The 14,623-nt window shown below is 61.3% G+C and carries 11 protein-coding genes; 7 read left to right on the top strand and 4 right to left on the bottom strand.

Features of this window, described 5'->3' with window-relative positions:
- Positions 1-74: 74 nt before the first annotated feature.
- Positions 75-2,534, top strand: coding sequence for an EAL domain-containing protein (locus NVV94_RS19735; protein ID WP_258444058.1), 2,460 nt, complete (start codon positions 75-77; stop codon positions 2,532-2,534).
- A gap of 75 nt (positions 2,535-2,609) precedes the next feature.
- Positions 2,610-3,362, top strand: coding sequence for a TenA family transcriptional regulator (locus NVV94_RS19730; protein WP_408733517.1), 753 nt, complete (start codon positions 2,610-2,612; stop codon positions 3,360-3,362).
- 3 nt (positions 3,363-3,365) lie between these two features.
- Here the strand turns inward: NVV94_RS19730 and NVV94_RS19725 are convergent, their stop codons facing one another.
- The 4 genes from NVV94_RS19725 to NVV94_RS19710 all read right to left on the bottom strand — a co-directional run bounded on the left by NVV94_RS19725 (position 3,366) and on the right by NVV94_RS19710 (position 7,001).
- Entirely contained in the window at positions 3,366-4,106 is a 741-nt protein-coding gene (locus NVV94_RS19725; RefSeq protein ID WP_258444056.1) for a YciK family oxidoreductase, read from the bottom strand.
- Between the two features lie 116 nt (positions 4,107-4,222).
- On the bottom strand, positions 4,223-4,894 hold the full coding sequence (gene mupP / locus NVV94_RS19720; RefSeq protein ID WP_258444055.1) for an N-acetylmuramic acid 6-phosphate phosphatase MupP: 672 nt from the start codon (positions 4,892-4,894) through the stop codon (positions 4,223-4,225).
- A gap of 2 nt (positions 4,895-4,896) precedes the next feature.
- Positions 4,897-5,595, bottom strand: a complete 699-nt coding sequence (gene ubiG / locus NVV94_RS19715; protein ID WP_258444054.1) for a bifunctional 2-polyprenyl-6-hydroxyphenol methylase/3-demethylubiquinol 3-O-methyltransferase UbiG — start codon at positions 5,593-5,595, stop codon at positions 4,897-4,899.
- A 74-nt stretch (positions 5,596-5,669) separates the two neighbouring features.
- Positions 5,670-7,001 (bottom strand): TRZ/ATZ family hydrolase, encoded by a 1,332-nt coding sequence (locus tag NVV94_RS19710; RefSeq protein WP_258444053.1) that lies wholly within the window; start codon positions 6,999-7,001, stop codon positions 5,670-5,672.
- A 107-nt stretch (positions 7,002-7,108) separates the two neighbouring features.
- Between NVV94_RS19710 and mtnA the strand changes: the two genes are divergently transcribed.
- The 5 genes from mtnA (at position 7,109) to hisC (ending at position 14,609) form a co-directional block, all read left to right on the top strand.
- Complete coding sequence (gene mtnA, locus NVV94_RS19705; protein WP_258444052.1) at positions 7,109-8,185, top strand: S-methyl-5-thioribose-1-phosphate isomerase; 1,077 nt, start codon at positions 7,109-7,111, stop codon at positions 8,183-8,185.
- Positions 8,186-8,506: 321 nt separating this feature from the next.
- Entirely contained in the window at positions 8,507-11,155 is a 2,649-nt protein-coding gene (gyrA, locus tag NVV94_RS19700) for a DNA gyrase subunit A (protein ID WP_258444051.1), read from the top strand.
- A gap of 154 nt (positions 11,156-11,309) precedes the next feature.
- Complete coding sequence (serC, locus tag NVV94_RS19695) at positions 11,310-12,395, top strand: 3-phosphoserine/phosphohydroxythreonine transaminase (protein ID WP_258444050.1); 1,086 nt, start codon at positions 11,310-11,312, stop codon at positions 12,393-12,395.
- On the top strand, positions 12,395-13,489 hold the full coding sequence (gene pheA / locus NVV94_RS19690; RefSeq protein WP_258444049.1) for a prephenate dehydratase: 1,095 nt from the start codon (positions 12,395-12,397) through the stop codon (positions 13,487-13,489). Before serC ends, pheA begins: the two co-directional genes overlap by 1 nt.
- A 10-nt stretch (positions 13,490-13,499) precedes the next feature.
- Complete coding sequence (hisC, locus tag NVV94_RS19685) at positions 13,500-14,609, top strand: histidinol-phosphate transaminase (protein ID WP_258444048.1); 1,110 nt, start codon at positions 13,500-13,502, stop codon at positions 14,607-14,609.
- Positions 14,610-14,623: the final 14 nt, after the last annotated feature.

The following is a 14,623-nucleotide window of genomic DNA, read 5'->3' as shown; positions in this document are numbered from 1 at the left end:
TGCACTACCTGGAATTGACCTAATCTGAGCAGGGTGGTTGGGTTGTGTCTGGCGCTGCTGATGCAAGGGACCTCATGAAGCAAAAACGGACTCTCGAAACGCCAAGGTTATTGGGCATTGTCTGGCCATTTATCGCCGTTGTGCTATTTCAGGCTGTGTTGGGTTGCATCAGCCTTTACGCGCTTTCAGCGGTGCGGGGCTATGTGGCGGGCGAAAGCTTGTGGTCAAAAGGGCAGAAGGATGCGATTTATTACCTGAGCCACTATGCCGACAGCCGCGACGAAGCGGTCTTTCGAAAGTATCAGCAAGCCATGCTCGTACCGCAGGGCGGCCATGACCTGCGCATTGCCCTGGACAAGCCCGAACCGGACCTGGACGCTGCCCGCAAAGGCATTCTGCAAGGTGGCAACCATCCGGACGATGTCGCCAGCGTTATTTGGTTGTACTTGAATTTCCGCCATTTCAGTTACCTGGAAAAGGCCATCGAACTGTGGGCCGTGGGCGATGGCTTTTTGCAGGAACTCGACAGCGTTGCCCGGCAAATGTACGACGGCATTTCCCGAGGGGGGGTCAGCGACACTCAGATAGGCCACTGGAAAGAGCAGATTTCCTCCATCAACGAGGGCGTTACGCCAGCCGCCATGGCCTTCAGCAACGCCCTGGGCGAGGGGTCGCGGTTTCTGTTGCGCATGCTGGTGGCGACCAATCTGGTCACGGCATTGTTCCTGATTGTTCTGGCGTTGCTGCGTTCTCATAAACTGCTGGTGCAACGCCATGCATTCGCCACTGCCCTGCAGGTCGAAAAGGAGCGGGCGCAGATCACCCTGCAGTCCATCGGCGATGGTGTCATCACCACGGACGTCGAGGGCCTGATTGCCTACATGAACCCGGCTGCCGAGCAGTTGACCCACTGGAATGCCGAGCAGGCGCAAGGCCTGCCGCTGGCGGCGCTGTTCAATCTGCTTGATGAGAATGCCGAAAAAGACAGCTTGACCCTGATCGAGCATATCCTCAGCGGCACGCTGCGAGGTGGCAGCGAACATGCCAAGCTGATTCAGCGCCTGGACGGCAGTACGGTTTCTGTGACCCTGGTCGGCGCACCGATCCAGGCCGAGGGCAAGGTCAGCGGTACGGTACTGGTGTTGCATGACATGACCCAGGAGCGTCAGTACATCGCCAATCTGTCCTGGCAGGCGACCCACGATGCACTGACCGGCCTGGCCAACCGGCGGGAGTTCGAGTACCGGCTCGAGTCGGCGTTTTCGGCGGGAAGCCGGCAATCCGTTCGCCATTCGTTGATGTTCCTGGATCTGGATCAGTTCAAGCTGGTCAACGATACCTGCGGCCATGCGGCCGGCGATGAATTGCTGCGACACATCTGTACGTTGCTGCAGGCGGGCTTGCGCGAAGGCGATATCCTGGCGCGCCTGGGGGGCGACGAGTTCGGTATCCTGCTGGAAAACTGTCCGCCGGAAGTGGCGGAAAAGATCGGCGAGGGCTTGCGCCAGACGGTGCAGAACCTGCATTTCGTCTGGAAGGGCCGGCCTTTCGTGACCACGGTGAGTGTAGGCCTGGTTCACATCACCCAGGCGCCGATCAGCCTGGAGGCTTCGCTCAGGGCCGCGGACATGGCCTGCTACATGGCCAAGGAGAAAGGTCGCAACCGGGTTCAGGTCTATCACGCCGATGACTCGGAGCTGTCCCTGCGTTTTGGCGAGATGGCTTGGGTGCAGCGCCTGCACATGGCCCTGGAGAAGAACCGTTTTTGCCTGTACGCCCAGGAGATCGCCGCGTTGGGCGCTCAGGGCAAACCGGGCGGGCATATCGAGATTCTGTTGCGCCTGCATGATGAGGCAGGAAGGGTGATTCTGCCCGAAAGCTTCATTCCGGCAGCCGAGCGCTATGGCTTGATGAGCGCGCTCGATAGCTGGGTGGTGCAGAATGTCTTCAAGGTCATCCGGCGGTGCATGGTCGAAGGGCATGAAGGCCCGCTGGCCATGTGCGCGATCAACCTGTCTGGCAGCAGTATCGGTGATGACAAGTTCCTGGAGTTCCTGCGCGAGCAATTCATCGAGCACGATATCCCCCCTGAATTGATTTGTTTCGAAATCACCGAGACCAGTGCCATTGCCAATCTGGGCAATGCCATTCGGTTCATCAATGAATTGAAAAGCCTGGGGTGCCGATTCTCGCTGGATGACTTTTGCGCCGGGATGTCGTCATTCGCCTACCTGAAACATTTGCCTGTAGACTTTCTGAAAATCGACGGCACCTTCGTCAAGGACATGCTCGATGACCCGATCAACCGGGCCATGGTGGAGGTCATCAACCACATTGGTCATGTGATGGGCAAGAAGACCATCGCCGAGTTCGTGGAAACACCGCTGATAGAGCAGGCTCTGCTGGAAATCGGCGTCGATTACGCGCAGGGCTATCTGATAGAGCGCCCGCAAGTTTTCACCAGCACCAGCCTGCAGCGCCGCCATGAGCGCTCCAGGCCCTTGTTGTTCAAGGCACCAGGGACTTTTCGCTGATTGTTTTGCATCCACGGCCATCACTATTCAAAGGAGTCGGAAGTGATTGACGCGTTCCGCCGAACCGGTCCGCTAATGGACGCCAGTAGCTACCCGCTCTGGGCTCGGCAGCTGATCAAGGACTGTAGTGAAAGCAAACGCCGGGTCGTGGGGCACGAACTTTATCGGCGTATGCGTGACGCGTCCCTCAGTGCTCAAACCATGCGTCAGTATCTGATTGGTGGTTGGCCGGTGGTCGAGCAGTTCGCCCTGTACATGGCGCAGAACCTGACCAAGACCCGTTTCGCCCGGCATCCTGGCGAAGACATGGCGCGGCGCTGGTTGATGCGCAACATTCGGGTTGAGGTCAATCATGCCGACTATTGGCTGAACTGGAGCCAGGCTTATGGTGTAAGCCTGGAGGATTTGAAGGCACAGCAAGTGCCGGCCGAGCTTCAGGCCTTGAGCCATTGGTGCTGGCAAACCAGTTCGTCCGACTCTTTGATCATTGCTATTGCTGCGACCAATTATGCCGTCGAGGGCGCCACGGGCGAATGGTCGGCACTGGTGTGTTCCAGCGGTGCCTATGCCGCCGCGTTTCCCGAAGAAGGGCGCAAGCGCGCGATGAAGTGGCTGAAGATGCATGCCCAGTACGACGATTCGCACCCCTGGGAGGCACTTGAAATCATTTGTACCCTGGCCGGTAACGATCCGTCGGCAACCCTGCGGTCAGACCTGCGCCAGGCGATCTGCAAAAGCTACGACTATATGCACCTGTTCCTCGAGCGCTGCATGCAGCAGGAACAGCGCCTGCCCGGTCGCGGGCGGATGGCGCTGTCCGAGGGTTGACGGTTATTGGGCGTCGAATGCCTGGCCATTGATGCCGGTGCTGTCGGGGCCCATCAGGTACAGATAGACCGGCATGATTTCCTCAGGCAGCGGGTTGATGTTCGGGTTTTCCCCCGGGTACGCCTGGGCGCGCATGCTGGTGCGGGTGGCGCCAGGGTTGATGCTGTTGGAACGAACCGGCGCAACATTTTCCAGTTCGTCAGCCAAGGTCTGCATCAGGCCTTCGGTGGCGAACTTGGAGACGCCGTAAGCGCCCCAGTAGGCCCGCCCCTTGCGGCCAACGCTGCTGGAAGTGAAGATCACCGACGCATCCCGGGACAGCTTGAGCAGCGGCAACATGGTGCTGGTCAGCATGAACATGGCGTTGACGTTGACCTGCATGACCCGCATGAAATTCTCGCCGGACAACTGTTCCAGCGGGGTTCTCGGCCCGATGATGGAAGCATTGTGCAGCAGGCCGTCGAGCCGGCCGAATTCGTTCTCGACCATGGCCGCCAGTTCATCGTACTGGTGGGGCATGGCCGTTTCCAGGTTGAAAGGAATGACCGCCGGCTGCGGATGGCCGGCCGCTTCGATCTCGTCATAGACCTCGATGAGATTGGCTTCGGTCTTGCCCAACAGCAGTACGGTGGCGCCGTGGGCGGCATAGCTCTTGGCGGCGGCAGCGCCGATCCCGCGGCCGGCGCCGGTGACCAGGATCACCCGGTCCTTGAGCAGTTCGGGGCGGGCGGAGTAATCAAACATGGGTAAACCTCGAAATAGGTGGTGACTTCATCGCTGGCAAGCCAGCTCCCACAGAGATCACTGTGCCGGACTTGTGGGAGCTGGCTTGCCGGCGATAAGGCGCAAAGCGCCTTCCCTCAGCAACCACACAACGCGCTATCAAGCACCTTGCGCAATTCCAGCGGATGATCGACCACCACATCCGCGCCCCAATTGCCAGGATTGTCCTGAGGATGAATATAGCCATAGGTCACGGCGGCGGTGCGGGTCCCGGCATCGCGTCCCGACTCGATATCGCGCAGGTCGTCACCGACAAACAGCACGCTGGCCGGATCCAGATCGAGCATCTTGCAGGCCAGGATCAACGGCTCCGGGTCTGGTTTGCTGTTTTTGACGTGATCAGGGCAGATCAGCAGGGCCGAGCGCTCGGCCAGCCCCAGCTGTTGCATGATCGGTTCGGCGAAGCGCACCGGCTTGTTGGTGACCACGCCCCAGACCAGATTGGCCTTTTCGATGTCGGCCAGCAGTTCGGCCATGCCGTCGAAGAGTTTGCTGTGCACGGCGCAGTCGCGTTGGTAACGCTCCAGGAACTCAAGGCGCAGCGCTTCGAATTCGGCAGCTTCGGGAGGCATTGCAAAGGTGGCTTCGACCATGGCGCGGGCGCCGCCGGAAATCACGTCGCGAATCAGTTGGTCGTCTACCGCCGGCAGGTCACGATCGGCGAGCATGGCCTGGCAGATGGCGATGAAATCCGGCGCCGTATCGAGCAGGGTGCCGTCCATGTCGAAAAGTACTGCTCTTAAACGCATGCTCATTCCTCGCGCAGGGTCTGGATCATGTAGTTGACGTCAACGTCGCTGGCCAATTTATAGTGCTTGGTCAGCGGGTTGTAGGTCAGGCCAATGATGTCCTTGACCGACAGCCCTGCCTCGCGGCTCCAGGCGCCGAGCTCGGAAGGGCGGATGAACTTCTTGAAGTCGTGGGTGCCACGCGGCAGCAACTTCATGATGTATTCGGCGCCGACGATAGCGAACAGGTAGGCCTTGGGGTTGCGGTTGATGGTCGAGAAGAACACCTGGCCGCCCGGTTTGACCATGCGGAAACAGGCGCGGATCACCGACGAGGGGTCCGGAACGTGTTCGAGCATTTCCAGGCAAGTAACGACGTCGAACTGCTCTGGCATTTCCTCGGCCAGGGCCTCGGCGGTAATTTTCCGGTAGTCGACGCTGACACCCGATTCCAGCTGATGCAGCTGGGCGACGGCCAGGGGCGCTTCGCCCATGTCGATGCCGGTCACGGTGGCGCCGCGCAGGGCCATGGCTTCGCTGAGGATGCCGCCGCCGCAACCGACGTCGAGCACCTTCTTGCCGGCCAGCTTGACCCGCTCATCGATCCAGTTGACCCGCAGCGGGTTGATGTCGTGCAGCGGCTTGAACTCGCTCTCGCGGTCCCACCAGCGATGGGCCAGGGCTTCGAATTTGGCGATTTCGGCGTGGTCGACGTTGCTCATGGACTGTCCTCTGAAGCTTGATAATTCTGGAAACTTGCCGGCTGGCGCTGCGCGTTGGCGCGCCTGCCGGTGGATTATTCGGTGTGGCCGCCGATGCGCTTGCCCCAGGCGGTGGCGGTTGCATGCAGCTGCTGTTCGTCCAGGCGGGTCAGGCGGCGGTCATCGAGCAGTTGTTTGCCGGCGACCCAGACGTGTTTGACGCATTCGCGCCCGGTCGCATAAATAAGCTGTGAAACCGGATCGTAGATCGGTTGCTGGGCAAGGCCGGACAGGTCGAAGGCGACGATATCGGCCGCCTTGCCCACTTCCAGCGAGCCGGTTTCGTTGTCCAGGCCCAGCGCCCGGGCACCGTTGAGGGTCGCCATGCGCAAGGCACGATGGGCGTCCAGGGCCGTGGCGGAGCCGGCGACGGCCTTGGCCAGCAGGGCGGCGGTGCGGGTTTCGCCGAGCAGGTCCAGGTCATTGTTGCTGGCGGCGCCATCGGTACCGACGGCAACATTGACCCCGGCTTGCCACAAGCGTTCGACCGGGCAGAAGCCGCTGGCCAGTTTCAGGTTCGATTCGGGGCAGTGAATCACGCTGGTGTTGCTTTCTACCAGCAGGGCGAGGTCTTCGTCGCTGACTTGGGTCATGTGCACCGCCTGCATGCGTGGCCCGAGCAGGCCCAGGCGTGCCAGGCGAGCCAAGGGGCGCTCGCCGCGCTGGTCGAGAGACTGTTGCACCTCGAAAGCGGTTTCCTGCACATGCATGTGGATGGCGGCGTCGAGTTCCTCGGCCAGTACCCGGACCTTTTCCAGGTTTTCGTCGCCCACGGAGTACGGCGCGTGGGGGCCAAAGGCTACGCTGATGCGAGGATGGTGCTTGAGGTCGTTGAACAGTTCGACGCCCTGGTGCAGTGCATGATCGGTGTCGCGGGCGCCTGGAATCGGGAAGTCCAGGATCGGAATGGCGATCTGGGCACGAATTCCGCTTTCATGGATTCGCTCGCTGGCAACTTTCGGGAAGAAATACATGTCCGAGAAGCAGGTGATGCCGCCCTTGAGCTGCTCGGCGATGGCAAGGTCAGTGCCGTCGCGGACAAACGCCTCGTCGACCCAGCGGCCTTCGGCCGGCCAGATGTGTTGCTCCAGCCAGGTCATCAATGGCAGGTCGTCGGCCAGGCCGCGGAACAGGGTCATCGCCGCATGGCCGTGGGCGTTGATCAAACCGGGGCTGAGCAGGCAGCCCGGCAGTTCGCGGACTTCGCTGGCGGCGAGCTTCAGCGCCTCGGCGCGAGGGCCGATATAAACGATGCGACCGTCGCGGATGCCCAGGCCATGCGCTTGCAGGACTACGCCGGCGGGTTCGACAGGCACCAGCCAGGTGGGCAGGAGCAGAAGGTCGAGCGGGGCGGCGGGGTTGGGCATGGCGGGTTTCCGGTGCTTTCGAACGGTGATGGCGAAGTATACCCGAGCGTCTTGGCCGGGGGCTCGCTATAATCGACCGCTTTTGATGTCCGAGTACGGGGTGAGGCATGCGCGATCGACTATTGGCTGCGGAGAAGGTTAAGGCCATCGATTGGCGAGAGGACGCTTTGTACCTGCTCGATCAGCGGATTCTACCCTTCGAGGAAACCTGGCTGGCCTACACCGATGCGGCGGGCGTGGCTGCGGCTATCCGCGCGATGGTAGTGCGTGGTGCGCCGGCGATCGGTATCAGTGCGGCCTACGGCATCGTGCTGGGTGCGCGTCAGCGGCTGGCTGCCGGCGGTGACTGGCGCGCCGCGCTGGAACAGGATTTCAAGGTGCTCGCCGATTCGCGACCCACAGCAGTCAACCTGTTCTGGGCACTCAATCGCATGCGCGAACGCCTGCAGCGGCTAAAGGGCAGCGACGATCCGCTGGCCGGCCTCGAGGCGGAGGCGCGGGCCATTCATGAGAGCGACCGCGAAGCCAACCTGACCATGGCGCAACTGGGCGTGGACCTGATTCGCAAGCATCAGGGCAACGTCCAGGCGCTGCTGACTCACTGCAATACCGGTGCGCTGGCCACGGGTGGCTTCGGCACGGCCTTGGGAGTGATTCGCGCGGCCTGGCTCGAAGGCATGGTCGAGCGCGTCTATGCCGACGAAACCCGGCCCTGGCTGCAAGGCTCCCGCCTGACGGCCTGGGAACTGGCCAATGAAGGCATTCCGGTCACGTTGAATGCCGACTCCGCTGCCGCGCACCTGATGAAGACCAAGGGCATCACCTGGGTCATCGTCGGCGCCGACCGGATCACGGCCAATGGCGACGTGGCGAACAAGATCGGGACCTATCAGCTGGCCGTGACGGCCATGCACCACGGCGTGCGGTTCATGGTGGTGGCGCCGAGCTCTACCATCGATATGAGCCTGGCCAGCGGCGAGGATATCCCGATCGAAGAGCGCGATGGCAGCGAGTTGCTGGAGGTTGGCGGGCGGCGGGTCGGGGCGGATGTCGATGCCTATAATCCGGTGTTTGACGTGACTCCGGCTGATCTAATTGATGTCATCGTGACCGAGAAGGGCATTGTTGAGCGGCCGGATACGGCGAAGATGGCGCAGTTGATGTGTCGCAAGCGTTTGCATTGATTTTGAGTTGGATGTTGGTCTTCAGGGCCTCATCGCGGGCAAGCCCGCTCCCACGGTGGGCGGGGGCGGTGCGGCCTTGTGGGAGCGGGCTTGCCCGCGATCGGTCGCATAGCGACCGCAGCACTCCCAAGCAAACCCCGATTGTGGTAACATCCGACGGTTTCCAAGACCGCTCGTTATGGCTGTCTTTACTGCGCAGATCCATGGCATAACTCGTTGATTTGTCGTAAGTCGTTGCATGGCAAAGGCCTGCAGCGGCGAGCTTCGTTCGTCCCATATGGATGTGACGGAGTTTCACCAGAAAAAGGAATCAGGCTTCTCATGGGCGAACTGGCCAAAGAAATCCTCCCGGTCAATATCGAAGACGAGCTGAGACAGTCCTACCTCGACTACGCGATGAGCGTCATTGTCGGGCGTGCACTGCCCGATGCGCGCGATGGCTTGAAGCCCGTGCATCGCCGCGTTCTGTTTGCGATGAGTGAACTGGGTAACGACTGGAACAAACCGTACAAGAAATCTGCCCGTGTGGTCGGTGACGTGATCGGTAAGTACCACCCGCACGGCGACACTGCGGTCTACGACACCATCGTACGTATGGCCCAGCCGTTTTCCCTGCGTTACCTGCTGGTCGACGGTCAGGGCAACTTCGGTTCGGTCGACGGCGACAACGCCGCGGCAATGCGATACACCGAAGTGCGCATGACCAAGCTGGCGCACGAACTGCTGGCCGACCTGCACAAGGAAACCGTGGACTGGGTGCCGAACTACGACGGTACCGAGCAGATCCCGGCGGTCATGCCGACCAAGATCCCCAACCTGCTGGTCAACGGCTCCAGCGGTATCGCCGTGGGCATGGCCACCAACATTCCGCCGCACAACCTCGGTGAAGTCATCGACGGTTGCCTGGCGCTGATCGACAACCCTGATGTGTCGATCGACGAGCTGATGCAGTACATCCCGGGCCCGGACTTCCCGACGGCCGCGATCATCAACGGCCGTGCCGGCATCATCGAGGCCTATCGCACCGGTCGCGGGCGCATCTATATGCGTGCTCGCTCGACCGTCGAAGATATCGACAAGGTCGGCGGTCGCCAGCAGATCGTCGTCACCGAGCTGCCCTACCAGCTGAACAAGGCGCGCTTGATCGAAAAGATCGCCGAACTGGTCAAGGAGAAGAAGCTCGAAGGCATCACCGAACTGCGTGACGAGTCCGACAAGGACGGCATGCGCATCGTCATCGAGCTGCGCCGTGGCGAAGTGCCGGAGGTCATTCTCAATAACCTCTACGCCCAGACCCAGCTGCAAGCGGTGTTCGGTATCAACATCGTTGCACTGATCGACGGCCGTCCGCGGATCCTCAACCTCAAGGACCTGCTCGAAGCCTTCGTTCGTCACCGTCGTGAAGTGGTGACCCGTCGTACCGTCTTCGAGCTGCGCAAGGCGCGCGAGCGCGGGCACATTCTGGAAGGCCAGGCCGTCGCCCTGTCGAACATCGACCCGGTCATCGCCCTGATCAAGGCCTCGCCAACCCCGTCCGAGGCCAAGGAAGCACTGGTCAGCACGCCGTGGGAATCGAGCGCCGTGGTGGCCATGGTCGAGCGCGCCGGCGCCGACTCCTGCCGTCCGGAAAACCTCGACCCGCAATACGGCCTGCGTGAAGGCAAGTACTTCCTGTCGCCGGAGCAGGCCCAGGCGATCCTCGATCTGCGTCTGCATCGCCTGACCGGCCTGGAGCACGAGAAGCTGCTGGCCGAGTACCAGGAGATCCTCAACCAGATCGGCGAGCTGATCCGCATCCTCAACAGCGCCGAGCGCCTGATGGAAGTGATCCGCGAAGAGCTCGAACTGATTCGTTCCGAATATGGCGATGTGCGCCGCACCGAAATCCTCGATGCGCGTCTGGACCTGACCCTGGGTGATCTGATCACCGAAGAAGACCGCGTGGTGACCATTTCCCACGGCGGTTACGCCAAGACCCAACCGCTGGCGGCCTATCAGGCGCAGCGTCGTGGTGGTAAAGGCAAGTCGGCCACAGGCGTCAAGGACGAGGACTACATTGCCCACCTGCTGGTCGCCAACAGCCACACCACGTTGCTGCTGTTCTCCAGCAAGGGCAAGGTGTACTGGCTGAAAACCTACGAAATTCCGGAAGCCTCGCGTGCCGCCCGTGGTCGTCCGCTGGTCAACCTGTTGCCGCTGGGCGATGGTGAGTACATCACCACCATGCTGCCGGTCGAGGAATACACCGAAGGTCACTACATTTTCATGGCGACCGCTGGCGGCACCGTGAAAAAGACCCCGCTGGAGCAATTCAGCCGTCAACGCAGCGTGGGCTTGATCGCGCTGGAGCTGGACGAGGGCGACGTGCTGATTTCCGCAGCCATCACCGATGGCGAGCGCGAAGTCATGCTGTTCTCCGACGCCGGCAAGGTCACCCGCTTCAAGGAATCGGATGTACGTGCCATGGGCCGTACCGCCCGCGGTGTTCGCGGGATGCGCCTGGCTGAAGGCCAGAAGCTGATTTCGATGATTATCCCTGAAGAAGGCAGCCAGATCCTCACCGCTTCCGAGCGTGGCTTCGGCAAGCGTACGGCGATCGGCGAGTTCCCCGAGTACAAGCGTGGCGGCCAGGGCGTGATCGCCATGGTCAGCAACGAGCGCAACGGCCGTCTGGTCGGCGCGGTGCAGGTACTCGACGGCGAGGAAATCATGCTGATTTCCGACCAGGGTACGCTGGTGCGTACTCGTGTGGACGAAGTCTCCAGCCTGGGGCGTAATACTCAGGGTGTAACCTTGATCAAGCTGGCCAGCGACGAAACGCTGGTAGGGCTGGAGCGGGTGCAGGAGCCGTCTGAGGTCGAGGGCGAAGAGCTAGAGGGTGAAGAAGGTTTCGACGCCGACGTCGATGCAGTCGAGGCCGTAGATCAGCAGCTGGACGCTGCGGCAGACGAAGAAACACCGCAGGACTAAATAGTAGACGCGCAATCCTTGTGGGAGCGGCGGTGCGACGACTCGACTTGCCCGCGATGAGGCCTGGCAGACGGACCGCAGTGTCCCGATCGCAGGCAAGCGGTTCGCCGCCCGGCCTTCTCCCACGAACACCAAGATCAGAGCGAGAGTGGATGTGAGCAACCGAGCCTTTAACTTCTGCGCAGGTCCTGCTGCGCTCCCTGAAGCTGTCCTGCAGCGCGCCCAGTCGGAAATGTTGAACTGGCGTGGCAAAGGCCTTTCCGTCATGGAAATGAGCCACCGCAGCGATGAATACGTGGCCATCGCCGAGAAGGCCGAGCAGGATCTGCGTGATCTGCTGTCTATCCCCTCCAACTATAAAGTGCTGTTCCTGCAGGGCGGCGCGAGCCAGCAGTTCGCGGAAATCCCGCTGAACCTGTTGCCCGAAGAAGGCGTTGCCGACTATATCGAAACCGGTATCTGGTCGAAAAAAGCCATCGAGGAAGGTCGTCGTTTCGGCAACATCAACGTCGCCGCGAGCGCCAAGCCTTACGATTACCTGGCCATTCCGGGGCAGAATGAGTGGAACCTGACCAAGGGCGCCGCTTACGTTCACTACGCCTCCAATGAAACCATTGGTGGCCTGGAATTCGACTGGGTTCCGCAAACCGGTGATGTTCCGCTGGTGGTGGACATGTCTTCGGACATCCTTTCGCGCTCGATCGACGTCTCGCAATACGGCCTGATCTACGCCGGTGCGCAAAAGAATATCGGCCCCAGCGGCCTGGTCGTCGTCATCGTTCGCGAAGACCTGATCGGCCGTGCCCGCAGCGCCTGCCCGACCATGCTCGATTACAAGGTCGCGGCCGACAATGGCTCGATGTACAACACCCCGGCCACTTACTCCTGGTACCTCTCGGGCCTGGTGTTCGAATGGCTGAAAGAGCAGGGTGGCGTCGAAGCCATGGAAGTGCGTAACCGCGCCAAGAAGGATCGCTTGTACGGTTTCATCGACAGCAGCGACTTCTACACCAACCCGATCGCGCACAACGCTCGTTCCTGGATGAACGTACCGTTCCGCCTGGCCGACGAGCGCCTGGACAAGGCCTTCCTGGCCGGCGCCGATGCGCGCGGTCTGCTCAACCTCAAAGGGCATCGTTCGGTAGGCGGCATGCGTGCTTCCATCTACAACGCCCTGGGTCTGGATGCGGTCGAGGCCCTGGTGGCCTACATGGCCGAATTCGAGAAGGAAAATGCCTGATGTCCGAGCAAGAGCTCAAAGCGCTGCGGGTGCGCATTGATAGCCTGGATGAAAAGATCCTCGAGCTGATCAGTGACCGTGCCCGCTGTGCCCAGGAAGTCGCCCGCGTGAAAATGGCCACGCTGGCCGAAGGCGAGTCGCCGGTATTCTATCGCCCCGAGCGTGAAGCCCAGGTGCTCAAGCGCGTCATGCAGCGTAACCAGGGGCCGCTGGGCAACGAAGAGATGGCACGGCTGTTCCGTGAAATCATGTCTTCATGCCTGGCCCTCGAGCAACCGCTGAAGGTCGCCTACCTGGGGCCGGAAGGTACCTTCACCCAGGCCGCGGCCATGAAGCACTTCGGTCACGCGGTGATCAGCAAGCCGATGGCGGCGATTGACGAAGTGTTCCGCGAAGTGGCTGCCGGGGCGGTGAATTTTGGTGTCGTGCCGGTGGAAAACTCCACCGAAGGCGCGGTCAACCACACCCTCGACAGCTTCCTGGAGCACGACATGGTGATCTGTGGCGAAGTCGAGCTGCGCATTCACCATCACTTGTTGATCGGTGAAAACACCAAGACCGAAAGCATCAGCCGTATCTATTCCCACGCCCAGTCCCTGGCCCAGTGCCGCAAGTGGCTGGATGCGCATTACCCGAATGTCGAACGCGTAGCGGTTTCCAGCAATGCCGAAGCAGCCAAGCGGGTCAAGGGTGAGTGGAACTCGGCGGCGATCGCCGGCGATATGGCGGCGAGCCTGTATGGCTTGACCCGTCTGGCCGAGAAGATCGAAGACCGTCCAGACAACTCCACGCGCTTCTTGATGATCGGCAACCAGGAAGTGCCGCCGACCGGCGACGACAAGACGTCGATCATCGTCTCGATGAGCAACAAGCCGGGTGCCCTGCATGAGTTGTTGGTGCCGTTCCATGACAACGGCATCGACCTGACGCGCATCGAAACGCGTCCTTCGCGCAGTGGCAAATGGACCTACGTGTTCTTCATCGACTTCATCGGCCATCACCGTGATCCATTGATCAAGGCCGTGCTTGAGAAAATCAGTCAGGAAGCCGTGGCACTCAAGGTGCTGGGTTCCTACCCGAAAGCGGTTCTCTGAGGTTATACCCATGAGTGATTTCCTCGCCCTCGCGCAGGCGGGCGTGCAACAGCTGTCGCCTTACGTTCCAGGCAAACCGGTAGACGAGCTGGCCCGTGAGCTGGATATCGATCCGGCCAGCATCGTCAAGCTGGCGAGCAACGAAAACCCGCTGGGCGCCAGTCCCAAGGCGTTGGCGGCGATTCATGAAGAGCTGGCCGACCTGACCCGCTACCCCGATGGCAACGGTTTCGCCCTCAAGCAACTGCTGGCCGAACGCTGCGGCGTGCAGCCGAACCAGGTCACCCTGGGCAACGGTTCCAACGATATCCTCGAGCTGGTGGCGCGTGCCTACCTGGCGCCAGGTCTCAATGCGGTGTTCAGCGAACATGCATTCGCCGTCTACCCGATCGTGACTCAGGCCGTCGGTGCCCAGGCGAAGGTCGTGCCGGCCAAGGATTGGGGGCATGACCTGTCGGCGATGCTGGCGGCCATCGATGCCGAAACCCGCGTGGTGTTCATTGCCAACCCGAACAACCCGACCGGGACCTGGTTCGATGCCGAGGCCCTGGACGAATTCCTCCAGGACGTACCGGCCCACGTTCTGGTGGTGTTGGACGAAGCCTACATCGAGTACGCCGAAGGCAGCGACTTGCCGGATGGCCTGGACTACCTGGCGGCCTATCCGAATCTGCTGGTGTCGCGCACCTTTTCCAAGGCTTATGGCCTGGCGGCGCTGCGGGTCGGTTATGGCTTGTCGTCGCCAGTCATTGCTGACGTGCTTAACCGCGTGCGTCAGCCGTTCAACGTCAACAGCCTGGCTCTGGCAGCCGCCTGTGCGGCCCTGGATGACAGCGAGTACCTGGCTGAAAGCCGTCGCTTGAACGAAGCCGGCATGCAGCAGCTGCAGGCAGGTTTGCGCCGGCTGGGGCTGGGCTGGATCGAATCGAAGGGCAACTTCATTGCCGTGGACCTGGCGCGCGAGGCTGCGTCGGTATTCCAGGGCTTGCTGCGCGAAGGTGTGATCGTTCGCCCGGTGGCCAACTATGGCATGCCCAACCACCTGCGGGTGACCATTGGCCTGCCGGCCGAAAACGCGCGTTTCCTTGAAGCGCTGAGCAAGGTTCTGGCTCGTGGTTGATGTCTTGCCGCTGC

The organism is Pseudomonas sp. LS1212, from assembly GCF_024741815.1.
In the GTDB taxonomy this organism is placed as follows: domain Bacteria; phylum Pseudomonadota; class Gammaproteobacteria; order Pseudomonadales; family Pseudomonadaceae; genus Aquipseudomonas.
Note: the sequence above shows the minus strand (reverse complement) of the source record. Positions and strands in the feature narration are given on the sequence as shown.

Coding starts and splice junctions, on each gene's coding strand:
- ubiG (WP_258444054.1), bottom strand. CDS start 5,595: ATGAGCAACGTCGACCACGCCGAAATCGCCAAATTCGAAGCCCTGGCC.
- mtnA (WP_258444052.1), top strand. CDS start 7,109: ATGCGCGATCGACTATTGGCTGCGGAGAAGGTTAAGGCCATCGATTGG.
- pheA (WP_258444049.1), top strand. CDS start 12,395: ATGTCCGAGCAAGAGCTCAAAGCGCTGCGGGTGCGCATTGATAGCCTG.
- NVV94_RS19710 (WP_258444053.1), bottom strand. CDS start 7,001: ATGCCCAACCCCGCCGCCCCGCTCGACCTTCTGCTCCTGCCCACCTGG.
- mupP (WP_258444055.1), bottom strand. CDS start 4,894: ATGCGTTTAAGAGCAGTACTTTTCGACATGGACGGCACCCTGCTCGAT.
- gyrA (WP_258444051.1), top strand. CDS start 8,507: ATGGGCGAACTGGCCAAAGAAATCCTCCCGGTCAATATCGAAGACGAG.
- NVV94_RS19725 (WP_258444056.1), bottom strand. CDS start 4,106: ATGTTTGATTACTCCGCCCGCCCCGAACTGCTCAAGGACCGGGTGATC.
- NVV94_RS19730 (WP_408733517.1), top strand. CDS start 2,610: ATGGACGCCAGTAGCTACCCGCTCTGGGCTCGGCAGCTGATCAAGGAC.
- hisC (WP_258444048.1), top strand. CDS start 13,500: ATGAGTGATTTCCTCGCCCTCGCGCAGGCGGGCGTGCAACAGCTGTCG.
- NVV94_RS19735 (WP_258444058.1), top strand. CDS start 75: ATGAAGCAAAAACGGACTCTCGAAACGCCAAGGTTATTGGGCATTGTC.